This is a genomic window from Alistipes intestinihominis, from assembly GCF_040095975.1.
GTDB classification, from domain to species: domain Bacteria; phylum Bacteroidota; class Bacteroidia; order Bacteroidales; family Rikenellaceae; genus Alistipes; species Alistipes senegalensis.
Genome location: NZ_JBBMFL010000016.1, coordinates 79,182 through 102,737, shown reverse-complemented (window position 1 = coordinate 102,737; position 23,556 = coordinate 79,182). Strand labels below are relative to the sequence as shown.

Below are 23,556 nucleotides of genomic sequence, written 5' to 3'. Positions count from 1 at the left end.
GCCTCATTCTTGAATGTATAGGTTGAAATAAAATTCCTCAACTGCTGAAAGGCATCGCCCAATACGAGCGATGCCTCCAACGATTTTTTCAAAATATTAAGATCTGAATTTTCAATCTTTTTTATACGTTTCTCGGTTTCTTTTTCAAGAGAGACGACAAATACTTTCATTCTATAATAATCAATTATCTATTTAATTGATCCTACGACTTATCCTCCAAACGAATGATGCCAACTTATTCGCCAATTTTCAAGCGGATGATATTCATACACTTGTCGAATAACAAAACATTCAGTTGATCTCACTTTATTGTACGGAACCTTGATTGAAATATTCGATACCTACTAATGGATTTAACACTTTTACCTTTATGATTTGCGTGATGTAACGGATATCTTAGCAAAACATCCTTTTATCATTTCCGCAAATGCAGTCCGCACTCCTTGTGATCGGGCGATTCCCACCACCACCGTCCGGCGCGAATATCTTCGCCCGGTTTCACTGCCCGCGTGCATGGCTGGCATCCGATACTCGGAAATCCCTGCTCGTGCAGCTTGTTATACGGGACGTGATTGCGGTGTATATATTCCCAGACCTGTTCTTCGTGCCAGCCGATCAGCGGATTGATTTTCACCAGTCCGTGTGTCTCGTCCCATTCGATCGCCCGCATTCCGCTGCGTGTAACCGACTGTTCACGCCGAAGGCCGCATATCCAAGCGTCCAATCCCTGAAAGGCCCGTTCGAGCGGTTCGAGCTTGCGCACCCGGCAGCAGCGTTTGCGCTTTTCCAGACTCTCGTAAAATCCGTTCATACCGCAGTCGGCAACCAATTTTTCGACTTCGGCATGGTCGGGAAAGAAAACCTCCAAACGAATGCCGTAGCGCATGGCCGTCCGGTCAATCAGGCTGTACGTTTCCGGGAACAGACGTCCGGTATCGAGTGTAAATATCCGTGCGCCGGGTTTCAACTTGCAAATCATGTCTGTCAGCACCTGATCTTCGATGCTCAGACTGGACGACAAGGCGATGCGGTCGCCGAAATGATCGAGAAAATAGCTCAGGATCGTTTCAGGCGTCGCGTCGGCGAACTCTTCGTTCAACCGTATTATTTCGTTTTGTGTCATGGTATTACTCGATTATGGTTATCATGCCGGCACCTACCGTATCGTTGGTGTCGGGATCGATGAAAATCAGGCTGCCCGTCGTGCGATTCTGCGCATAGGCATCGAATACCAACGGCAGGGCCGTGCGAATCCGAATGCGGGCAATATCGTTGACAGCAAGTTGTGTGACGGAATAGATTCGTTCCAGCGAGTTGATGTCCAGTTTGTATTCAATCTCCTTGACGACGCCCACGGTTTCTGCCGTTGCCTGCCGAATGACATAGCGTTTGCCGAGTTGCAGCGGTTCTTCGCGCAGCCAGCAGACCGTCATGGTTACATCCTGCGATACTTGCGGCTGCGGTTCGTCGCTGCGCACGATGAGGTCGCCGCGACTGATGTCTATGTCGTCGGCAAGACACACCGTTACCGATTCGGGCGCAAACGCCTCGTCTTTCTCTTTTTCCGCGAAACGGATCTCCTCCACGGTCGAGCGGTTTCCCGACGGAAATACGACAACAGCATCGCCCCTGTGCAATACGCCGCTGCACAGACGCCCCGCATAGCCCCGGAAATCGTGAAACCGGTCCGAGATCGGACGGATGACGTGCTGGACAGGCATTCGCATGGGTCCCTCGGCAAGCGAGAGTCCGACAGGGATGGTCTCCAACAGATGCAACAACGTGCCGCCATCGTACCATGGCATGTGCTCGGATTCCGTTACGACATTGTCGCCCAACTTCGCCGAAATAGGAATGAACGTTATCCCGCCGATCCGCAGCTTCTCAGCCATATTGCGGTATGCCGTACAAATGTCGTCGAACGCCTGCTGCGAAAAACCGACCAAATCCATCTTGTTGACGCATACGACGATATGTGAGATTCCCAGAGTCGACGCGATGAACGAATGGCGCACGGTCTGTTCCAGCACGCCGTTGCGGGCATCGATCAGAATAATCGCCAGATCGGCGGTCGAAGCGCCCGTCACCATGTTGCGCGTATATTGTATGTGTCCCGGCGTGTCGGCGATGATGAACTTGCGGCGCGGCGTGGCGAAGTAGCGGTATGCAACGTCGATAGTTATGCCCTGTTCGCGTTCTGCACGCAGACCGTCTGTCAGCAGGGCGAGGTTCAATTCTTCGTTGCCTCGGTTGCGCGAGGCCGTTTCGACCGCTTCCAACTGATCTTCAAAAATCGACTTGCTGTCGTATAGCAGCCTGCCTATCAGTGTGCTTTTGCCGTCGTCAACACTTCCGGCCGTAGTGAAGCGCAGCAGCTCCATATCCAAATATCCTTTTTCCATAGCTTTGTCCTCGTTAAAAATACCCTGCTTTCTTGCGGTCCTCCATAGCTGTCTCCGAACGTTTGTCATCGGCGCGCCCGCCGCGCTCCGTCACGCGGGTAGCGGCGATTTCGTCGATGATCTCTTCCAGCGTATGCGCCCGCGAGAGCGTCAGCCCCGTGCAGCTGATATCGCCGATGGTGCGGCAGCGCACTTCACGCTCGACCACCTCCTCGTCGGGTTTGAGCCGCATGCACGGTTCGGCCGCCAACCACTGACCGTCGCGTTGAAAGACACGGCGCCGATGTGTGAAGTAGATGCTCGGCATCTCGATATGCTCCTGATAGATATACTGCCAGACGTCCATCTCGGTCCAGTTGCTGATCGGGAAAACGCGGAAATGTTCGCCCATGTTCTTACGCCCGTTGAAGATATTCCATAGCTCGGGCCGCTGGTTCTTGGGATTCCACTGCCCGAACTCGTCGCGGTGCGAAAAGAAACGCTCTTTGGCACGGGCTTTCTCCTCATCGCGGCGTGCTCCGCCGATTGCTGCGTCGAACTTGTATTTCTCGATGGTATCGAGCAGGGTGGTCGTCTGCAAGCGGTTGCGGCTGGCATTGTAACCCGTCTCCTCCTTGACGCGCCCCGTGTCGATCGACTCCTGCACGGAGCCGACGATGAGCTGCGCTCCGAGGCGTTCGACCAAAGCGTCGCGATACTCGATCGTTTCGCGGAAATTGTGTCCGGTGTCGATATGCAGCAGCGGAAACGGGATCCGAGCCGGATAGAAAGCCTTGTAGGCCAAATGAGTGACGACTATAGAGTCCTTCCCGCCGGAGAACAGAATGACCGGACGTTCGAACTGTTCCGCCACCTCGCGAAGTACGTAGACGGCTTCCGACTCCAACTCTTTAAGATGTGTTAATTTACGATTGTTCATATATTTCGATTGATTCGTTAACTGAATACGCCCGACAGGTAGTTGCGGGTCATCTCGTGCTGCGGGTGATGGAATACCTGCTCGGCATCGCCCGTCTCGATTACCTCGCCCATGTAGATGAATACGACGTAATCGGCGATACGCAATGCCTGACGCAGCGTGTGGGTCACCATAATGATGGAGTATCGCTCCTTGAGTTTGACGAAGAGGTCTTCGACGATCTTGCTCGACTGCGGGTCGAGTGCCGATGTCGCTTCATCGGCGAGGATAAATTCCGGCTCTACAGCCAAACTGCGCGCCAGACAGAGACGCTGCTGCTGTCCGATCGAGAGACCGTTCGCCGGTTCGCGCAGTCTTTCTTTCACCTCGTCCCACAATCCGACCTCACTCAGGTAATGTTCGACGACGACGTCGAGTTTACGCCTTCCTCGGATACCATGGATGCGGCAGCCATAAGCGACATTGTCATAAATGGACATGGGCAGCGGGCAGGGACGCTGCGGGACGAGTCCGATGCGACGGCGCAAGTCGATCAGGTCGGCACCGTCGCTGCGGAGGATATCCTGCCCGCCGAGCGTAATGCTTCCACGCATGCGAACCCCATCGACCGAATCGATCAGCCGGTTGAAACTTTTGAGCAGCGTGGACTTGCCGCAGCCCGACGGGCCGATGATGCAGGTGATTTTGTTTTCGGGGATTTGCAGGCTGATATCTTTGAGAATCTGTTGATTCCCGATCGACAGATCGAGATGTCGTACTTCCAGCCGTGCACCCGTATCGGGATGTCGGAACTTGACGTCGGGAGTAAATGCGTTGTCCTTGTGCAATAGGTCGTCCATATCCGGTTCTACGACGGAGAATCCTATGTGGCGCTTAAAGAATTCGGGTAACATATTTTCAGATTTTATTTTTCGAGAAGCGGTGCATGATAAATCGCCCGGCAAGACTGATGACGAGTACGATCATGGTCAGTACGAGTGCGGCGGCATAGGCACGGTTCTGCACTTCGGCCTGCGGAGCGCTCAGCTGAAAGAAAATCGAGAGCGGCAGTGTGGCTGCTGGTTGCGATAGTGATGAGGGTATCGAATCGGAAAAGCCCGCCGTGAACATCACACCCGCGGCATCGCCTATGGCGCGCCCCACCGACAATAACGTCGCCGTCGCAATTCCGGGCATGATCTGCCGCAGGACGATCCCCATGGTTTCGAGCCGCGTGGCCCCGAGCGAATACGACGCGTCGAGCAAATCGCGGGGGAAAGTCTTGGCCACCTCGTCCATCGAACGGATCAGAATGGGGATGATGAGCAGCGTGGTGACCAGAATGCCGCCCAGCAGCGATGTGCGCAACCCGAGCCAGATCATCAGCGTGAAAGCAAAAGCCCCGTAGACGATAGACGGGATGCCGAACAGCACGTCGTAGGCCAAACGGGCGACATAGCCGAATTTCGAATCGCTTCTGAGAAATACGTTCAGATAGAATACTACGGGAATACTGACCAGCAGCCCGAGAAAGGTCGAGGCCGCAACGATATAGACCGACCCGACGATAGCATTGAGAAATCCGCCCTCCTTGCCTATGTAAAATCCGCCGCCGGGAAGCGAACTCACCATCTCCCATGTGATGCACGACCAGCCCCGATGAAAGACGACGTAAACGATACCCGCTGCGAATCCGACAACGGCAAGCAGCGACAATGCCATCAGAATTTTAACGATAATCTCTTCTATGTATTTGGATTTCATGATTTCTTAAGCCGATAAAGGATGATTCGCGATAGCAGATTGAACAGCAACACCACAACGAAAAGAATCATTGCGGCGAACATCAGAGCCGCTTCGTAGAGCGGCAGCGAAAGCATCTCGCCATAGTTGTTGGCAATGAGGGCGGGAATGGGATAGCAGGCATCGAAAACGGAATGAGGCACTTGAGACAGGTTCCCGCAAACCATAAGTACGGCAATGGTCTCGCCCAATGCTCGGGAAACGGCCAACACCACGGCGGCGAAGATACTCGGCAGCGAACGGCGAATCACCACCTTCTTGGTCGTTTGCCAACGCGTTGCACCCAGCGCCTGCGAAGCGTCGCGCAACTCTTGCGGTACGGTCGAGAATATCTCGACGAACAGGCTGACGAGCAGCGGCAGAATCATAACACTCAGCACGATGCCGCCCGCCAGTACGGTATATCCCGACGAGAACTCGACGAAATGCGGCGCCAGCCATTCGGAAATCCACGGAACGATCAGCAGGGAACCCCACACGCCGTAGATGACCGACGGAAGTGCGGCGAGGATATCCAGTGCCGGATAAAACCACCGTTTGACCCATGCGCGCGAATACTCGGTCAGAAAAACGGCGGTCAGCAGCGATAAAGGCAAAGCCAGCACGAGAGCGATACCCGTCACCCACACCGTGCCCATGATGAAGGGGTAAAATCCGAACCTGTTCTTGAACGGTTTCCACTCGCTGGCCGAGAGCAATTCCCACAGGGAATGATCCTCGAAGATCGGAGCCGACTTCATATACAGTCCGATTCCCATGATCAGCACCAGCAACAGTGAGGCGCCTGTCAGTAGGTACATGACGGCGCCGGCTGTTTTTTCCCTTGTTATTCGTTGTGTACTCATCGGTTATTCCGATTGGTTCGCAGATTCGAGCAACGCTAATGATTCCCGAATTTTATTTTCCGGAATATCGATATAGCCTGCCGGAATGTTTTTCGCCTGTCCGTTGCCGAGAACATATTCGAGGAATGCCACCGCGACGGGATCGGTGGGAATCCCCTTGGTAACCAGATATAGATCACGTGCCGGCGGTGACGGATATTTCCCTTCGGCAATAGCTGCGATAAGACGGTCTTTCGTATCGTAGAAATTTTCATCGGGAGCGATCCGGCCGTCTCCGTCGGTATCGATGGGCAGCACCACGATCCCGTCGTTGGGCAAATGGGTGTCATTGTCATAAGCATAACCGATATTGTTGAGCCCGATTCCGTATATGTCTTTCTGTACGGCGGCTGCAACACCCGGATCGCCGAATACGGCCGTACCGCCCAAGTCCTCTTGTTTGGCTCCAAACCACAAGGCCCAAGTTTCGGCGGCCCCGCAGGCATCGGAGCGGGTATAGGCATGCAGGGGCGTTGCGTCATCCGTGCCGAGAACGTCACCCCATGTTTTCGCCTTGCCCGTAATCCATATATCGATAGCCGCATCTCGGGAAAGACCGTGTGCGAACAGTTCCTTGAGTTTCGGATTGGAGGCATTGATTGTCGGGACTACGGCATCCTTCGCCACAGCAAAACCTACAGCACCCTTTTCTTTTTCGGGCGGATATACTTCACGCGAAACCATACCGAAATCAACGACTCCGGCTAAAGCATCGGTCATTCCTTTGCCCGCACCTCCTGCCGAAATATCAATCTGTACACCCGGGTGCAAGGTCTGAAACTCTTCTGCCCACTGAACGGCTACGGGATAGAGCGCAAACGCACCCGAAAGCGACAATTCGCCGCTCAAATCGTCATTCTTGGCTCTGTTCCCATTTCCGCAGGAAACACCCCCTAAAGCCAGTGCGCCGAAAAATAAGGTCGAAACAAATACAGTCGTTGTTTTCATGATTTGATAATTTTTTATTCATTAGAATAGGGCAAAAAATTGCAATGTCAAAGAATTAACATCTTTTCGTGCCGCTAACATTTTATATACGTAGTTCAATTGCAGACGGAGTTTTTGCATCGGGAAGTAGTTCAGCCCGATCAAATAATCGTTCTCTGCCGTATGGCTATCCGACTTGTCCCAAAGGAAATAGTCATATTTCAGAATCGGCTGAACTTTCGGGTGTACGAAATATCCAGCTACGATATATACTCCGTCGCTTTCGATGCCGCCGGTTTTCCCATAGATATATTCGCTGCGGAGCAGTAGGCGCAGATCCTCCCATTTCGCTCCGCACCCGACCCTCACTCGTCCGTGGGTCTCGCCCTCTTTTCCGTAAGAGCCATTGTAATAGGATCCTGAAAACGACAGGTGACGCATGGGGCTGATCGTCAACCTGCCCGAGAAATCCTTCGATTTATTGTTGTCTTTGATATTGATCCCATTCCCGTTGAAAATACCCACGGCATAGTCGATGATATTGTATCCATCCTTTTTTATGAAACCGCCGTAAAGACCGATACCCACATCTCGTCCGTTGGCCGATATTCCCGAAATGTCATTATAGTTGCATAAATTGGAAATGGCCATCGAATTGTCGGCTGTTTCGAGCGTCGTCGGACCATATATGTTTTCCATGGAAAACGGGATCTTGAACTCTCCGACTTGCAGATTGAAGCGTCGGTCGATTTTGCAACGGAGATAGGCATCCAATATCTTGGGGCTTCCTGCAAACTCCATTTGAAACCGGTAGTCGAGTTTTGTCGCCAGATCGCCCTTGAAATCGAGGCGCGCACGCCGGATATCGAAGCTGTTTGATTCTCCGTTATATTGGTAACGCACATTGATAAATCCCGATATTTTCGGTAGTGCGGAGGTAATCTTCTCAAGGGAAGTCATTCGCTTTTCCATGTCGGATATATCGGTCGAATCCGCCGTATTCTGTTGCGCGAACAGTGAACCGTACATGAACAATCCTCCAATGATGCCAACGACCTTTCGCATTTGATTTTTTGATTAATTATACTACACTGCAAAGGTAGAGATTGCGAAAGTTCTTGTCAATAGGTATTTTTACCTAATCTACACTTGGAAGATGTAGATTAGGAGAAGGGCGCATATATGAGGATGTTTTCTTCTTTTTTAGAATGATATGTCGGGAAAAACATTATTTTTGCAAAGACAAATTACCCGAAAATCCCATGCTTTCGAAGAAAACAAGATATGCCATGCTGGCACTCAGCGTACTGGCCGCAGAGTACGGAAGAGAGCCCGTGCAAATCGGTCGAATTGCCGAAAAGGAGAAGATTCCCCAGCGTTTTCTGGAAGGAATACTGCTCTCGCTTAAAAATATCGGAATGTTGAATAGCACGCGAGGCAAGAGCGGCGGCTATTATCTGTTGAAAGATCCGCGGGAAGTGACACTGCTCGATGTAGTAATTTGTTTCGAGGGTTCGGTGAGCATGCTGGCATGTGTGTGTGAAGATCAATATATGCCGTGCGAATTTTGCAAAGACGAAGATAATTGTCCTATTCGCAAACCGTTTTCAGAGATTTATCGGCATATTATAGACGTATTGCGTCGAACAACATTGGCCGATTTGGTAAAAGAGCAGCACGTCAACAACGATAAAAGTAAATCTTGCATGCTTTCAGAATAATAAATCACAGGTAAAATCCTATTCTATGAATTATTTAGGTTAACCAAACTGATAGCAATTATTTGATTATTCAAAAAATATAATCATATTTGCAAAGAGATTAAATGAGTTGTTTGAAAGTAAGAAGAACAAGCGGCAAAGATTTTTTTGTAACTTACTTATCCATTGCCTTTTTTATTAAGATTCTCTTCTAAATCATTAGCGCCCAAATAAATAATCAGGGTAATATCAAAGATACGAAAAAGTCGTGACAATGAATGTCACGACCTCCTGTTTGTCCTTACGGTATGTTTGCCCTAACGGGCGAGCACGAGTTTTTCGATCTCCTCGACCTGGCGGCGGAACGCCTTGTCGGTCTCGATGAGGTTCGACACGGCCTTGCACGAGTGGAGCACCGTGGCGTGGTTGCGGCCTCCGATGGCCGATCCGATCGTCGTGAGCGGGGCCTTGGTGTGCTGCTTGGCCAGATACATGGCGATCTGCCGCGCCTGGGCGATCTCGCGTGTGCGCTCCGTGGAGTTGAAGCGTGCGAAATCGAGATTGAGGTATTCGCACACGACCTCGATGATGTGGTCGATGGTCACCTCCTTCTGGTAGAGCTTTACGTAGACTTTCAGAATCTCCTTGGCCAGCGACGTGGTGATCTTGCGTCCGAGGAACGAGGCGTTGGCCACCAGCGACGAAAGCGCCCCTTCGATCTCCCGCACGTTGGCCGAGATGTTGTCCGCGAGGTAGGCCACCACGTCGTCCGAAATCTGAGCTCCCAGTTTCTGTGCCTTGGCGCGGATGATTTTGAGCTTCGTCTCGTAGTCCGGGGTGTTCAGCTGGGCCGACAGTCCCCATTTGAAACGCGTCAGCAGCCGCTGTTCGATGTCTTTCAGCTCCACGGGCGGTTTGTCCGAGGTGAGTATCAGCTGTTTGCCGGCCAGTTGCAGGTGGTTGAAGATGTTGAAGAACGCATTCTGCGTACCGGTCTTTCCCGTCAGCTCCTGGATGTCGTCGATGATGAGCACGTCGATCATCTGGTAGAAATGGATGAAATCGGGGATCTCGCCGTTCTTGTAGGCCGTCTGGAACTGGGCCTGGAACTTGTTCATCGAGACGTACAGCACCTGCAATTCCGGATGACGCTGGCGCACCTCGTGGCCGATCGACTGCACGATGTGGGTCTTGCCCAATCCCGAATCACCATATATATATAAGGGATTGAAGGGATTGTTGCCCGGATTCACCGCCACGGACATACCCGCCGAGCGGGCCAGCCGGTTGCATTCGCCCTCGATGAAGGTTGCGAACGTGAGGTTCGGATTCAGCTGCGGGTCGATGATTATCTTTTTGAGTCCCGGAATTACGAAAGGATTCTTTATATTTGCCGTGTTGGTCTGCGTGTTGAAGCGCGAGATGGCCGTCGTGTCGGCATCGGCCGCCACGGGGACCGCCGGAGCCGTCGCGCGGGGCACGGCGTAGTGCAGCCTCGTCTGCTGTCCGTAGAGTTGCGATATGATCGGTTTGAGGAACGGGATGTAGTTCTTCTCGATCTGGCGGACATAGCTTTCGTTGGGAACCTTCAACCGCAGCGTCGTCCCGTCGAATTCGAGCGGGATGATGGGCTGGAACCACTTTTCGAACTCCTCGGCGGATGTCCGGGCCTTAATCCGGTCCAAGCAGGTCTGCCACATATCGCTATATGTCTGCGTGTTGTTTAGCATGATTCAGGGTTGCACCATTTTTGATGTGACAAAGTTGTGAATAATTTTGCGAAAAGATTTTCATTTTTGGGTTGTAATTCTCCTTTTTTTATATATAGAAAACCAACGGTTTCCGAACGCTGAATTTTAACTCCCTGATATTGAATAATCGATTTTTAATTCGTATATTTGCATATAAATTTTTTGGGACTCCCGAAATGTAAATTATAAGTAAAACCAATAGAATTATGGCAAACGAATTGGAACAACTGGTTCTCCGAAAAGCTCAGACCTGGCTCGACGGCCACTATGACGAAGCGACGAAAAAGCAGGTTAAATACCTGATGGACAACGATATGAAAGAGCTCGTGGAGAGCTTCTACAAGGACCTCGAATTCGGTACGGGCGGTCTGCGCGGCATTATGGGCGTAGGGTCCAACCGCATGAACGTCTACACGGTGGGGGCTGCCACGCAGGGGCTTTCCAACTACCTGAAAAAGAACTTCGCGGGCGAGCGGGTGCGCGTCGCCGTGGCGCACGACAGCCGCAACAATTCGCGGATGTTCGCCGAGCGCGTGGCCGATATTTTCGCCTCGAACGGGTTCCAGGTTTTTCTGTTCGACACGCTCCGGCCGACCCCTGAATTGAGCTTCGCCATCCGCGAGTTGAAATGCCATTCGGGCGTGGTCGTCACCGCCTCGCACAACCCCAAGGAGTACAACGGATACAAAGCCTACTGGACCGACGGCGCGCAGGTGACCGAGCCGCACGACAAGAACATCATCGCCGAGGTGGCGAAGATCACGGATGTCGATATGGTGCTTACGGGCAAGAATCCCGAAAACATCACCATTCTGGACGAGAAGTTCGACGAGATCTATTTGAATAAGGTGCATGAACTCTCGCTTTCGCCCGAGAGCGTGAAGAAGCACCACGACATGAAGATCGTCTATTCGCCGATGCACGGCGCGGGCGTGCGGCTGGTTCCGGCTTCGTTGAAGAAGTTCGGCTTCACGAACGTGATTCTGGTGAAGGAGCAGGCCGTCATCGACGGTAACTTCCCCACCGTCGAGTCCCCCAACCCCGAGGAGCGCAAGACAATGTCTATGGCCATCGACCTCGCCGCGAAAGAGGGCGCCGACCTGGTGCTGGCCACCGACCCTGATTCGGACCGCATCGGCGTCGCGCTGCGCAACAAGAAGGGCGAATACGTGCTGCTGAACGGCAATCAGACCCTCGTGCTGCTGCTGAGCTACCAGCTGACCCGCTGGGCCGAGCGTGGCGAACTGGACGGCAACCAGTATGTCGTGAAGACCATCGTCACGTCGCAGATGGCCAACGCCGTGGCCGAGCATTTCAAGGTGAAGTGCTACGACTGTCTCACGGGCTTCAAGTATATCGCCAAGATCATCCGCGAGAACGAGGGCAAAGCCAAGTACATCGGCGGCGGCGAAGAGTCGTTCGGCTACCTCGCCGGCGACTACGTGCGCGACAAGGACGCCGTTTCGGCCTGCTCGCTGGCTGCCGAGGCCGCCGCATGGGCGATGGATACGATGGGTCTGACGCTCTACGAGTGGTTGCAGGAGCTTTACGTGAAATACGGTTTCTACCGCGAGGGCCTCGTTTCGGTGGTCCGCAAGGGCAAGGAGGGCGCCGACCAGATCCAGAAGATGATGGTCGATTTCCGCCAGAATCCGCCCAAGACGATCCTCGGGTCGCCCGTGGTGAAGATCAACGATTTCCAGTCGCTCGAAACGCTCGACGTGAAGACGGGCTGCAAATCGCCTATCCATCAGGACCGCAGCAACGTACTGCAATGGTTCACGGCCGACGGCACGACCGTTTCGGTGCGTCCTTCGGGCACGGAGCCCAAGATCAAGTTCTATTTCGGCGTGAAGACGCCGCTGGCTTCGGTCGCCGATTTCGACACGACGCTGGCCGAGCTCGACGCCAGGATCGACGGCATCAAGCGGGAGCTCAAATTGGAGTAGTCTCCGGCTGCCCTATCGAAAAACGTCCCGGCCATGCGGCCGGGACGTTTTGGCATTTACAGTTTCGGGTTGTTGCGGTGCCGCTCCTTGTCGCGGGCGGTCTTCTTGGCGAAGTTGGCCTCGACGGCCGTCGTGAGGTCCACGCCCGTCTGGTTGGCCAGGCATACCAGCACCCACAGCACGTCGGCCATCTCGTCGGCGAGGTTTTCCTTCTCGCCCTTCTTGAACGACTGGTCGCCGTATCGGCGGGCCATCACGCGGGCCAGCTCCCCCACCTCCTCGGTCAGCACGGCCATGTTGGTCAGTTCCGAGAAATAACGCACGCCGTATTCCTTGATCCAGGCATCGACACGCTCCTGCAATTCTTTGATTTCCATCTTATTTTATTCTTATCAGATTCAGTCCGTCGCGCAGCGGGACGATGACGTTCTCCACGCGCGGGTCTTCGACGACCATGCGGTTGAACTCCACGAGCGCCTGCGTGTGGCGGTCGTTGTGCGCAATGGGTTGCACGACCTTTCCCGACCAGAGAATGTTGTCGGCGATGAGCACCGAGCCGCCGTGCACCAGCTGCCGTCCGCCGTCGTCGCCCATCAGCATCCGGTAATAGGCGGGGTATTCGCGCTTGTCGCCGTCGATGAACACCATGTCGAACTCTCCGCCTAACTTCGGGGCGATTTCGAGTGCCGAGCCGATGTGGAGCGTGATTTTGTCTCCGTGGGGGCTGCGGGCGAAATACGAGCGGATGAACTCCTCCTGTTCGTCGTCCACCTCGACGGTGTGCAGTTTGGCTCCTTCGTCGAGCCCCGCGGCCATTGAGAGCGCCGAATAGCCCGTGAAAGTCCCGATTTCGAGCACTCTCCGCGGACGCATCATCCGCACCAGCATCTCCAGCAGCCGGCCCTGAATGTGCCCCGAGAGCATCCGCGGCGCCACGGCCCGCAGGTTGGTTTCGCGGTCGAGTTCGTGCAGCAGCTTCTCTTCGGGCTCCGAAAATTCGTGGACGTATTTTTCGAGAGCGTCCATCTATTCCCGGTAGAATCCGTGTTTGTTGAAGGCGTACGACGCGGCGATTTGCTCCGGCGTGTCGGCTTCGAGTGCGAGCAGGCATTCGCGGGCGAATTCCAGATACCCCGAGCCGTTGGCCGTCACGATCTTGCCGTCGCGCACGGCCTGCCGCTCCCGATAGAGTCCGGCGCCCGTGTAATTCGCGCCACCCCACTCCCGGAGCATTTCGAGCGTGTTCCCGGTATGTTCCGCCGCGTTCAGAAATCCGTGCGCCGCGAGGAACGACGCGGCGTTGCAGATGGCGCCGACGAGCACACCGCGCGACAGAGCTTCCCGCACCAGCGGGACGATCCGTTCGGCTTCGGGCGTCGCCCAGCTCATGCCGCCGACGAGAATTATCCCGGCGCAGTCGTCCGGCAGCGTCTCCGTCCCGCAGTCGGGAGTAACGGTCATGCCGCCGATCGAGCGCACGGGAACTCCCCCGGGCGTCGCATACCGCACGGCGTGGCTTCCCGGGCGTCCCGGCATGACGCCGCCGCGAAGCGCCGGGGCGAGGAACGCCGCCTCCCAGTCGGCGAATTCGTCGAGTAAAACGAACAATACGGTTTTCATCTTATTTGTAGATTAATCGTGACATATTCGAAAATACCGCTTCGGCGACCTCGGTCAGTTGTGCTGCCGTCAGATCGCGGACCTTGGCATAGACCTGTTCCATGGTGTCCACGTCGTCGTGGACCAGCAGACTTTTGCCCGCGCCGAGCATGTAGCTCTCGTTGCTCTCGCTCGATATGGCCAGCTGGGCGATGAACTGCTTCTTGGCCATCGACAGCTGCCGGGCCGTGAGCGGTGCGGTGCGGAGTTTTCGCAGCTGGCCGTCGATCAGCTCGACGCATTGCTCCGCATTGCTGTGGTCCGAACTGAAATAGATGGCCACGATGCCCGTGTCGCCGTAGGGCGTGTAGCTGGCCTCGATGTTGTACGAAAGCCCGTTCTTTTCGCGCAGAACCACGTTCAGCAGCGAGTTGGCGCTCGGTCCTCCGAGGATGTTCGTGAGCAGCGCCAGCGGCAGCCGCTGTTCCTCGCCGATGCCGCAGGCACGGTTGCCGATGATGCAGTGGGTCTGGTGGGTGTGCTTCACGACCGTCTTTTCGAACGGCGCATAGGCCGCGGGCGCGACCCGTTCGAATCCGCGCACCGTCGCCGGTCGGTCGGCGAAATAGCGGGCCGCCACCGCTTCGGCGGCTTTGGCCGAGAAGTTGCCGATCGACGAGAAGACCATCTGGTCGGTGGTGTGCGTGCGCGCCGTGAAGGCGCGGATCGCGTCGCCGTCGTAGCGCATCAGCGACGCTTTGCGGCCCAGGATGTTGTGCCCCAGCTCCGAATCCGCGAAAAGCAGGTCTTCGAAGGTGTCGTAGATCATGTCGGCGGGCGAATCCTTGTAGGTGTTGATCTCGTCCGCGATCACCTCCTTTTCGCGTTCCAGCTCCCGGTCGGGGAACGTCGAGCGGAATGCGATGTCGGCGATCAGCTCCGCGGCCTTGGCGAAATCGCCCCGCAGCGTCGTGGCGTGTATGGTCGTATCCTCCTTGGTGGTGAATGCGTTCAGCTCCCCGCCGAGATTCTCCAGCCGGCAGTTGATCTGCCAGGCGCGGCGGTGCTCGGTGCCCTTGAAAAAGGCGTGCTCCGTGAAGTGCGCCAGTCCGTATTGGTCGGGATGCTCATCGCGGCTTCCGGCGCCGATCACCAGCGCGCAATGCGCTACCGATCCCTTCACCTGACGGTGGATGCCCCGGATGCCGTTGGGCAGTCTGTATGTGAAAAATTCCATTTCGGTCGCTTAAAGTTTGGTCCTGAGGCGCAGGAATTCGCCCGTGCGGCTTTCGGGACACTTCTCCAGTTCGCGGGGCGTCCCCTCGAACACCACGCGGCCGCCCGCCGTGCCCGCCTCGGGCCCGAGGTCCACGACCCAGTCGGCGCACTTGATGATGTCCATGTTGTGCTCGACGATCACGATCGTGTGGCCGCGCTCGATCAGGGCGTTGAACGCCGCCAGCAGTTTCGAGATGTCGTGGAAATGGAGTCCCGTCGTGGGTTCGTCGAAGATGAACATCACGCCGCCCTGCGCCGAATCCTTTGTCAGGAACGACGCCAGCTTCACGCGCTGGCTTTCGCCGCCCGAGAGCGTCGATGACGACTGCCCGAGCCTGATATATCCCAGCCCCACGTCCTGCAACGGCTGCAACCGTTCGACGATGCGCCGGCAGGTCGCGTTTTTCTCCTCCTCGCCGAAGAATGCGATGGCGTCGTCCACGGTCATCTCCAGCACGTCGTAGATCGACTTCCCGCGGTATTTGACTTCCAGCACCTCGTCGCGGAAGCGCCGCCCGCCGCATGCCTCGCAGACCAGCTCCACGTCGGCCATGAACTGCATCGAGACTTTGATGACGCCCTCGCCCTGACACTCCTCGCAGCGGCCTCCCGCGATGTTGAACGAGAATGCCGAGGCCCCCAGCCCATTGTGCTGGGCATAGGGCTGGTCCGAGAAGAGTTTTCTTATTTCGTCGTAGGCTTTTATATAAGTCACCGGATTCGAACGCGACGACTTGCCGATGGGGTTCTGATCGACCATCTCGACCGATTTCAGAAGCTGCACGTCGCCTGCCAGTCCGTCGAAATCGCCCGGTTTGACGCCCGTGTCGTACAGCATGCGCCGCAGTGCCGGGTAGAGAATACCCTTTGCCAGCGATGACTTTCCCGAGCCGCTGACGCCCGTGATGCAGGTCATCACGCCCAGCGGAATCCTCACGTCGATGTTGCGCAGGTTGTTTTCCCGGGCGCCTTTGACGGTTATCGAGTTGCTCCACCCGCGTTCGGTCGTCGGAACGGCTATTTCGCGCCGCCCCGTGAGGTAGTCGGCCGTGAGGCTTTTCCTGCTTTTCAGCAGTTGCGGCAGCGTGCCGCTGAAAACCACCTCGCCGCCGTTGTAGCCAGCTTTGGGACCGATGTCCACGATCCAGTCCGCCGCGCGGATCACCTCTTCTTCGTGCTCCACGACGATCACCGTGTTGCCCAGGTCGCGCAGCTGTTTCAACACGCCGATCAGGCGGTTGGTGTCGCGCGGATGCAGCCCGATCGAGGGTTCGTCGAGGATGTAGAGCGACCCCGTGAGGTTGCTGCCCAGCGATGTCGAGAGGTTGATGCGCTGGCTCTCGCCGCCCGAGAGGGTCGATGACAGCCGGTCGAGCGTCAGATAGCCCAGCCCCACGTCCGTGAGGTATTGCAGGCGGCTGCGGATCTCGACGAGGATGCGCGACGCCGTTTTGGCATCGTGTTCGTCCAGCTCCAGACCGCCGAAGAAGGCGATCAGCTCGTCCACGGGCATCTTCACGAGGTCCGCGATCGTTCTGCCGCCCACACGGACGTACAGCGCCTCTTTGCGCAGGCGCGAACCGCCGCATTCGGGACACGTGGTCTTGCCCGTGTAGCGGGCCTTCATCACCCGGAACTGGATTTTGCGCCGCTCCGAGTCGATGTATTCGAAAAATTCGTCGAGTCCGTGAAAATACTGGTTGCCGCGCCACAGCAGGCGTTTCTGCTCGGGCGTCAGCTCGTGGAACGGCGTGTGGATCGGGAAGTCGAATTTCGAGGCGTTCTCCACGAGCTTCTGTTTCCATTTGCGCATCGTCTCGCCGCGCCAGCAGGCCACGGCGTCCTCGTAGATGGTCTTGCTCTTGTCGGGGATCACGAGGTCCTCGTCGATGCCGATCACCTTGCCGTACCCCTCGCACCGGGGGCAGGCCCCCAGCGGATTGTTGAAACTGAACAGGTGTTCCGAGGGATGTTCGAACTCGATGCCGTCGGCCTCGAAGCGCGAGGAGAATTCCCGGATGCCTTCGTCCGTGACCACCTCGCAGACGCCCCCTCCGTAGGAGAAGGCGCGGGCCACCGAGTCGCGGATGCGGGTCTGCGAATCCTCGTCCGTGGCGACGCGCATGCGGTCGATCACCATTTTGATCCCTGCGGGGTCCGTGTCGGGGCCGATGCCGGGCAGTACATCCTCGATGAGCTTCACCTCGCCGCCCATGTAGACCCTCATCAGGCCCTCCGAGAGCAGCAGCGTCAGTTTTTCGATGATCCCCTGCCCTTCGGCGAGCGCCAGCGGCGCGCCGATCACCACGCGCTGGTCCGCATGCGCGAGAATCCACGCCGCTACGTCGTCCACGCTGAAACAGCGCACCTCCTGGCCCGAGACGGGCGAAAAGGTGTGCCCGATGCGGGCATATAACAGTTTGAGGTAGTCGTATATCTCGGTCGTCGTGCCCACCGTCGAACGGGGGTTGCGCGTGTTGACCTTCTGCTCGATGGCGATGGCCGGCGCGATGCCCGTGATGATGTCCACGTCGGGTTTGTTGATCTTGCCGAGGAACTGGCGCGCATAGGCCGAGAGGCTCTCGACGTAGCGGCGCTGCCCTTCGGCGAAGATCGTGTCGAAAGCCAGCGTCGATTTTCCCGAGCCCGAAAGGCCCGTGATGACGACCAGTTTGTCGTGCGGGATCTCGACCTCGATGTTGCGGAGGTTGTGGACCCGCGCACCTTTTATATAGATTGCGTTTTCGTGTTTCATGATGTGCAATTAAAAATCAGAGAATCGTCATTGCGAGGCATCGAAGATGCCGTGGCGATCTGATTGAAACTTTCAAGGCCGCACTTTCGGCGCAGATTGCCGCGCTCTCTTGCGTTCGCTCGCAATGACAGAAATAAAACAGCGCAAAACTTCCAATTTTTAATTCTTTTTTTTCATTTTTCATTGTCACCGTCTGCAATGCTTCCTCCGGCCTTTTTCAGCTTTTCGATAAGCACCTCCGCACGGCTTTCGCGGATGGTCAGCCGCATGGAACAGAGGCTGTCGAAGGTCTGCGACACCACCTTCGGCTGCTCCTCCTTGACGACCCGCATGATGTCGTTCATCGCCACATAGGGAAAATCCAGCTCCACCGTGCGGTCCACGGTCCGCTCCACGATCTCCGCTGCGGCGATGGCCTCTGCCGCCGACTCCTTGTAGGCGGCGATCAGCCCCGGAACCCCTAACTTCGTGCCTCCGAAGTAGCGGACCACGACCACCAGACAATCGGTGATGTCGTTCGAAAGCAGCTGTCCGAGGATCGGTTTCCCGGCGGTTCCCGACGGCTCCCCGTCGTCGTTCGCGCGGAACGCCTCGCCGCGGGGCCCCAGCCGCCAGGCATAGCAGTGATGCGTGGCGTCGTAATATTTCTTGCGCAGGGCGTCGAGCCGTTCGCGGATCTCCTCTTCCGAACGCACGGGGTATATCCAGGAGAGGAACTTGCTGCTCCGCTCCCGGCAGGCGGCTTCGGCTTCGGCCGCGACGGTTCGGTAACTGTCGCCGGCCACCGTTATCTCACTTTTCGGAAGAGGCGATCCCAGCGGATGTTGGCCGGGAAACGCTTGTTAGCATCGAGCGACAGCCATACGAACGACGCCTTGCCGACGATGTGGTCCTCGGGCACGAAGCCCCAGAAGCGCGAGTCGGCCGAGTTGTGGCGGTTGTCGCCCATCATCCAGTAGTAGTTCATGGCGAAGGTGTACTCCGCGGCTTCCGCGCCGTCGATATAGATCTTGCCGTCGCGCTCTTCGAGTTCGTGGCCCTCGTAGGCTTCGATGATGCGGCGGTAGAGCGGCAGGTTTTCGGGCGTGAGCCGCACGGTGGCGCCTTTCGCCGGAATCCAGATCGGACCGTAGTTGTCCTGGCTCCAGCGGGGCTCGTCCCATTGCGGGAATACGCCGTTGTTGGGGGTGTAGATGTAGCGGCGGACCGAGATGACGTTGTTGAGCGCCTTGACCTTCTCGGCGGTTTCGTCCGTGAGCGTCATGTAATACCCCGAGCCGTTGCCGGTGTACTCCCGGATGCCGAGGTTGTCGATGGCGTACTGCGTGAAGGGCGACGAGGTTTGCACGATGTAACTGTATTGCAGCCCCGGAACCGGTTCCTGCGGTTCGCCGTTGATGAAGGCGCGTCCGTCGCGGATTTCCAGCGAGTCGCCCGGAATGGCGATGCAGCGTTTGATGTAGTTCTCGCGCTTGTCCACGGGGCGGCTGATGATCGTGTATTCCTGATTGAGCCGCTTGCGTCCCTCCTCCTTGCCGAACGAACGCTCGAATTCGCGCACTACGTCGTAATAGGTCACGGCCGGGTCTTCGAGCAGCACCGTGTCCCCCGCCGGGAAGTTGAAGACCACCACGTCGTTGCGGCGGATGGGCTTGAGTCCTTTCAGACGGTGGTACGGCCATTTGATCGCCTCGGAGAACGATTTTTTGGTCTGCGAGAACGGCATCGTGTGGTGCACGAAGGGGAACGACAGCGGCGTGTTGGGCATCTGGGGTCCGTAGGCCACCTTGCTCACGTAGAGGTAGTCGCCCACCAGCAGCGACCGTTCCATCGACGAGGTGGGAATGACGTACATCTGGAAGATGAAGATATGGACCAGCGTGGCGACGACCGTGGCGAAGATGATGGCGTTGACCCACTCGTAGACGGTCTTGTAGACCTTGCTCCGGCGGCACATCGTCACGTTGTGGCTCCACACGTAGCGGTAGAAGAACTTCGTGATGTAGAGGTCGAAGATGACCGGCAATCCCAACAGCAGCCAGAGGTTGCCCGTCCAGACCACGAACCATAGCGTATAGAGCAGTGCGGCGAGCGTGAACCCGACCCATTTGTTGCCAAAAATTTCCTTGATCTTTCCCATGCGGAGAATCCTCGATTTTTAATTCTTAATTTTTCATTTTTAATTGCGCAACAGGTCGTCCATTCCGAAGACGCCTTGTTTGCCGCAGAGGAATTCGGCGGCCACGACGGCCCCCATCGCCAGCGTGCGGCGGTTCTTGATCGTGTGTTTCAGTTCCAGCATGTCGTCATCCGACTCGTAGGTCACGGTGTGGATGCCCGGGACGGCGCCTTCGCGCACCGAGCGGATTTCGATCCGGTCGGCGGGCGTGTCCTCGCTGCGCTCCACGCGGTTCGTGGCATGCGCGATGCCCGGGGCGTAGTTGACCCAGCCCTGCTTGTCGGCGAGGTTGTCGAGGATGCCTTCGGCCAGCGTGATGGCCGTGCCGCTCGGGGCGTCGAGCTTCTGGGTGTGGTGCACCTCCTCGATGCGCACTCCGTAGCCGCCCACGCGGCCGATCATCGCCGCCAGCTGGCGGTTGAGGCGGAACATCAGGTTCACGCCCAGGCAGTAGTTCGAGGCGTAGAACAGCGCTCCGCCCCGCTCGCGGCACAGCTCCTGCAACTCCGCCAGGCGGTCGGTCCAGCCCGTCGTGCCGCTCACCACCGCCGTGCCGTTTTCGAGGCACGTGCGGATGTTGGCGTAGGCCGTCGCGGGCGTGGTGAATTCCAGCGCCACGTCGATCCCCGCCAGATGTTCCGCGTCGAGTTCGCCGGCGTTGTCGGTGTCGATGACTAGGGCCGCCTCGTGGCCCCTTTCGGTGAGTATGCGTTCGATTTCACGGCCCATTTTGCCGTATCCGATGATTGCAGCTTTCATTTTATTCCATTTCCCGCAAAGATACGAATAAGCGAGGGCAAAAGCAAGTTTACTTGCATTTTGCCGAGCGAAAGTATCTTCGGCGCAGCCAAAATACGAATAAGCGAGGGCAAAAGCAAGTTTACTTGCATTTTGCCGAACGGCGGTATCTTCGGTGCAGCCAAAGATACAAATTTATTTCAAAACTAAACGTAGCGGCCGGGTTTATAGTATCCCGGAATTTTGTATATTTGCCGGACCAACCACTTCCGGTATGCGTTATTTTCTCGAACTCCGGTACAACGGAGCCGCCTATTGCGGCTGGCAGCGGCAGCCCGACATGCCCACGGTCCAGCAGACGCTGGAACGGGCGTTGACCACCTTGCTGCGCGAGCCTGTCGAGGTGACGGGCGCCGGGCGCACCGACACGGGGGTCAACGCCTCTTATTACGTGGCGCATTTCGATTGCACGACGCCCGTCGCGGACCCTGTGCAGACGGTCTATAAACTCAATTTCCTGCTTCCGGGCGACATCGCCGTGGGGAGCATGACGCCCGTCGCGGAGGACGCCCACGCGCGTTTCCACGCCTGCGAGCGGGAGTACCGCTATTTCATCGAGCCGCGCAAGAATCCCTTTACGCGCCACATGGCATGGCAGTATTACGTGCCGCTCGACCTCGGACGGATGAACGAGGCGGCGGCCATGCTGACGGAATACGACGATTTCACCTCTTTCGCCAAGCTCAATTCGAACAATAAGACCAATATCTGTCGCGTGAAAAAGGCCGTCTGGACCGTCGATGAGCGGGGCACGATGTGTTTCACGATCCGTGCGGACCGGTTTTTGCGTAACATGGTGCGGTCGATCGTCGGCACGCTGGTCGATGTGGGGCGCGGGCGCTATACGCCCGGGGAGTTCCGTGCGATCGTCGAGAGCCGCGATTTGTCGCGTTCGAGCGCGGGAGCCCCGGCGCAGGGGTTGTTCCTGAGCGACGTGCGTTATCCGTCTGAAATTTTCGAACCTCAATGTTACACTAAATTCAAATTGTTATGATTGGAACGATTATTTGGCTGATCGGCCTCGTGTGCGCTATCTGGTGCGTGATGGACATTTTCAAGAAAAACATCTCCACGGGCGGCAAGGTGATCGCATCGGTCGTCGTGCTGCTCACCAGCTGGGTGGGACTTGCGGTCTACTATTTCTACGGCCGCGAACACCTGGAAGAGTGGTTCCGCTAATCCGGTGAACGCAGAGAAAAAGGGAGGTTCGAAAACCTCCCTTTTTCTTTTTGCGGTTTTGCGGCACGGTCACAGGTGGATCGCCGCCCCCATCGCGGCCTCGGCAGCCTCCATGACGCTCTCGTTCATCGTCGGATGGGCGTGGATCGTGCGGGCGATCTGGTGGGCTGTGGCGCCCAGCGTGCGCGCCAGCGTCGGTTCGGCCAGCATCTCGGTCACCGACGCCCCGACCATATGGGCTCCTAACAGGCGGTCTTCGTCGTCGAAGAGCAGCTTGACGAATCCGTCGCGGTCGCCGGCTGCCGTCGCCTTGCCCGATGCGGTGAACGGGAAGCGTCCGGCCTTGTAGGCTATGCCGCGTTCCTGCGCCTGCTGTTCGGTCATGCCGACCGACGCCACCTCGGGCTGTGTGAAGATGCATGACGGGATGGTCGTGTAGTCCACCGGCGCGGGATTCAGGCCGCAGATGGCCTCCACGCAGCAGACGGCCTCGGCCGAAGCCACGTGCGCCAGCGCCGGGCCCGGCACGATGTCGCCGATGGCATAGACGCCCGGGACATTGGTGCGGTAGAACTTGTCCACCACGATTTTGTCGCGCTCGACGGCGATGCCCAGCTCTTCGAGGCCGATGCCTTCGATGTTGGACTTGATGCCCACGGCCGACAGCACGATTCCGGCGATCAGCGTCTCGGCGCCCTTCTTACCCTCGATCTCCACTTCACAAAGCCCTTCGGCGTTGACTTTCACGGCTTTCACCGTGGTCGAGGTCAGCACCGTCGCGCGCAGTTTGCGGAACGCGCGCTCCATGGTCTTCGACACCTCCTCGTCTTCGAGGGGCATCATGCGGGGCATGTATTCGATGATCGTCACCTTCACGCCCAGCGCGGCGTAAAACCACGCGAATTCGCTGCCGATGGCTCCCGAGCCCACGACGATCATCGACTCGGGCAGGCGGTCGAGCGTCAGCGCCTGCCGCGACGAGATCACGTGCTCGCCATCGACGGGCATGAACGGCATTTCGCGGGGGCGCGCTCCCGTGGCGAGGACGATGTGGTCGGCTTCGTACTCCGTGCCGTCCACGTCGAGGCGTCCCGGGGCCGTGAGGCGTCCGAATCCGGGGATGAGGTCGATGCCGTTCTTGTTCAGCAGGAACCGCACCCCTTTCGACATGGTTTCGGCCACGCCGCGCGAGCGTGCCACGATCTTTTCGAGGTCCGGACGCACTTCGCCCGCGAATTCCAGTCCGTAGTGCTCCGCATTTTTGCAGTAGCCGTAGACTTGCGCGCTTTTCAGCAGCGCCTTGGTCGGGATGCAGCCCCAGTTGAGGCATACTCCGCCCGGTTCGGCGCGCTCCACGAGCGCTACTTTTTTGCCTAATTGCGCAGCGCGTATTGCCGCTACATAACCTCCGGGGCCGCTGCCCACTATCAGAATATCGTATTTCATAGGAGCGA

General features: G+C 56.9%; 22 protein-coding genes. 4 read left to right on the top strand and 18 right to left on the bottom strand.

Annotated features, from left to right (window positions below; all coding sequences use genetic code 11):
- Positions 1-415 precede the first annotated feature (415 nt).
- From WMO46_RS12755 to WMO46_RS12720, 8 genes are read right to left on the bottom strand one after another with little or no spacing between them, the layout of a single operon-like run.
- Positions 416-1,123: a phosphoadenylyl-sulfate reductase gene (locus WMO46_RS12755; protein ID WP_129650038.1), complete on the bottom strand. Its 708-nt coding sequence runs from the start codon at positions 1,121-1,123 to the stop codon at positions 416-418.
- Between the two features lie 4 nt (positions 1,124-1,127).
- The gene (locus WMO46_RS12750) at positions 1,128-2,402 is read right to left on the bottom strand and encodes a sulfate adenylyltransferase subunit 1 (protein ID WP_207209326.1); all 1,275 of its coding nucleotides are present in this window, start codon (positions 2,400-2,402) and stop codon (positions 1,128-1,130) included.
- 13 nt (positions 2,403-2,415) lie between these two features.
- Complete coding sequence (gene cysD, locus WMO46_RS12745; protein WP_129650036.1) at positions 2,416-3,321, bottom strand: sulfate adenylyltransferase subunit CysD; 906 nt, start codon at positions 3,319-3,321, stop codon at positions 2,416-2,418.
- 17 nt (positions 3,322-3,338) lie between these two features.
- Entirely contained in the window at positions 3,339-4,214 is an 876-nt protein-coding gene (locus WMO46_RS12740) for a phosphate ABC transporter ATP-binding protein (protein WP_129650034.1), read from the bottom strand.
- Positions 4,215-4,218: 4 nt separating this feature from the next.
- A complete protein-coding gene (locus WMO46_RS12735) occupies positions 4,219-5,064 on the bottom strand; it encodes a PstA family ABC transporter permease (RefSeq protein WP_129650032.1) in 846 nt (281 codons plus the stop codon).
- Positions 5,061-5,948 carry a phosphate ABC transporter permease subunit PstC gene (gene pstC, locus WMO46_RS12730; RefSeq protein ID WP_129650030.1) on the bottom strand — a complete coding sequence of 296 codons (888 nt, stop codon included), beginning with the start codon at positions 5,946-5,948 and terminating at the stop codon, positions 5,061-5,063. Before pstC ends, WMO46_RS12735 begins: the two co-directional genes overlap by 4 nt.
- Positions 5,949-5,951: 3 nt before the next feature.
- Positions 5,952-6,935, bottom strand: coding sequence for a PstS family phosphate ABC transporter substrate-binding protein (locus tag WMO46_RS12725; RefSeq protein WP_129650028.1), 984 nt, complete (start codon positions 6,933-6,935; stop codon positions 5,952-5,954).
- Between the two features lie 21 nt (positions 6,936-6,956).
- Positions 6,957-7,979: a porin gene (locus WMO46_RS12720; RefSeq protein ID WP_129650026.1), complete on the bottom strand. Its 1,023-nt coding sequence runs from the start codon at positions 7,977-7,979 to the stop codon at positions 6,957-6,959.
- A gap of 143 nt (positions 7,980-8,122) precedes the next feature.
- Between WMO46_RS12720 and WMO46_RS12715 the strand changes: the two genes are divergently transcribed.
- Complete coding sequence (locus WMO46_RS12715) at positions 8,123-8,635, top strand: RrF2 family transcriptional regulator (RefSeq protein WP_129650024.1); 513 nt, start codon at positions 8,123-8,125, stop codon at positions 8,633-8,635.
- Positions 8,636-8,931: 296 nt separating this feature from the next.
- On the opposite strand, the gene dnaA is transcribed toward WMO46_RS12715, so the two are convergent.
- Positions 8,932-10,344, bottom strand: a complete 1,413-nt coding sequence (gene dnaA, locus WMO46_RS12710; RefSeq protein ID WP_019150122.1) for a chromosomal replication initiator protein DnaA — start codon at positions 10,342-10,344, stop codon at positions 8,932-8,934.
- Between the two features lie 227 nt (positions 10,345-10,571).
- Between dnaA and WMO46_RS12705 the strand changes: the two genes are divergently transcribed.
- Positions 10,572-12,314, top strand: a complete 1,743-nt coding sequence (locus WMO46_RS12705; protein WP_129650022.1) for a phospho-sugar mutase — start codon at positions 10,572-10,574, stop codon at positions 12,312-12,314.
- Positions 12,315-12,370: 56 nt separating this feature from the next.
- Here the strand turns inward: WMO46_RS12705 and WMO46_RS12700 are convergent, their stop codons facing one another.
- The 8 genes from WMO46_RS12700 to dapB all read right to left on the bottom strand — a co-directional run bounded on the left by WMO46_RS12700 (position 12,371) and on the right by dapB (position 20,884).
- Positions 12,371-12,691 carry a nucleotide pyrophosphohydrolase gene (locus tag WMO46_RS12700; protein ID WP_349094466.1) on the bottom strand — a complete coding sequence of 107 codons (321 nt, stop codon included), beginning with the start codon at positions 12,689-12,691 and terminating at the stop codon, positions 12,371-12,373.
- Position 12,692: 1 nt separating this feature from the next.
- A complete protein-coding gene (locus WMO46_RS12695; RefSeq protein ID WP_349094465.1) occupies positions 12,693-13,340 on the bottom strand; it encodes an O-methyltransferase in 648 nt (215 codons plus the stop codon).
- Positions 13,341-13,934 (bottom strand): type 1 glutamine amidotransferase family protein, encoded by a 594-nt coding sequence (locus tag WMO46_RS12690; RefSeq protein ID WP_349094464.1) that lies wholly within the window; start codon positions 13,932-13,934, stop codon positions 13,341-13,343.
- Position 13,935: 1 nt separating this feature from the next.
- Positions 13,936-15,150, bottom strand: coding sequence for a M16 family metallopeptidase (locus tag WMO46_RS12685; protein ID WP_349094463.1), 1,215 nt, complete (start codon positions 15,148-15,150; stop codon positions 13,936-13,938).
- A gap of 9 nt (positions 15,151-15,159) precedes the next feature.
- On the bottom strand, positions 15,160-17,946 hold the full coding sequence (gene uvrA / locus WMO46_RS12680; RefSeq protein ID WP_349094462.1) for an excinuclease ABC subunit UvrA: 2,787 nt from the start codon (positions 17,944-17,946) through the stop codon (positions 15,160-15,162).
- 173 nt (positions 17,947-18,119) lie between these two features.
- The gene (locus WMO46_RS12675) at positions 18,120-18,731 is read right to left on the bottom strand and encodes an IMPACT family protein (RefSeq protein WP_349094461.1); all 612 of its coding nucleotides are present in this window, start codon (positions 18,729-18,731) and stop codon (positions 18,120-18,122) included.
- Between the two features lie 2 nt (positions 18,732-18,733).
- Complete coding sequence (gene lepB, locus WMO46_RS12670) at positions 18,734-20,086, bottom strand: signal peptidase I (protein WP_349094460.1); 1,353 nt, start codon at positions 20,084-20,086, stop codon at positions 18,734-18,736.
- 39 nt (positions 20,087-20,125) lie between these two features.
- Positions 20,126-20,884 (bottom strand): 4-hydroxy-tetrahydrodipicolinate reductase, encoded by a 759-nt coding sequence (dapB, locus tag WMO46_RS12665; RefSeq protein WP_349094459.1) that lies wholly within the window; start codon positions 20,882-20,884, stop codon positions 20,126-20,128.
- A 253-nt stretch (positions 20,885-21,137) separates the two neighbouring features.
- On the opposite strand from dapB, the gene truA reads away from it, so the two are divergent.
- Both truA and WMO46_RS12655 read left to right on the top strand, forming a co-directional pair.
- Complete coding sequence (gene truA / locus WMO46_RS12660; RefSeq protein WP_349094458.1) at positions 21,138-21,917, top strand: tRNA pseudouridine(38-40) synthase TruA; 780 nt, start codon at positions 21,138-21,140, stop codon at positions 21,915-21,917.
- On the top strand, positions 21,914-22,102 hold the full coding sequence (locus WMO46_RS12655) for a PLDc N-terminal domain-containing protein (RefSeq protein WP_129650006.1): 189 nt from the start codon (positions 21,914-21,916) through the stop codon (positions 22,100-22,102). Before truA ends, WMO46_RS12655 begins: the two co-directional genes overlap by 4 nt.
- A gap of 69 nt (positions 22,103-22,171) precedes the next feature.
- On the opposite strand, the gene lpdA is transcribed toward WMO46_RS12655, so the two are convergent.
- Positions 22,172-23,548: a dihydrolipoyl dehydrogenase gene (gene lpdA, locus WMO46_RS12650; protein ID WP_349094457.1), complete on the bottom strand. Its 1,377-nt coding sequence runs from the start codon at positions 23,546-23,548 to the stop codon at positions 22,172-22,174.
- Positions 23,549-23,556: the final 8 nt, after the last annotated feature.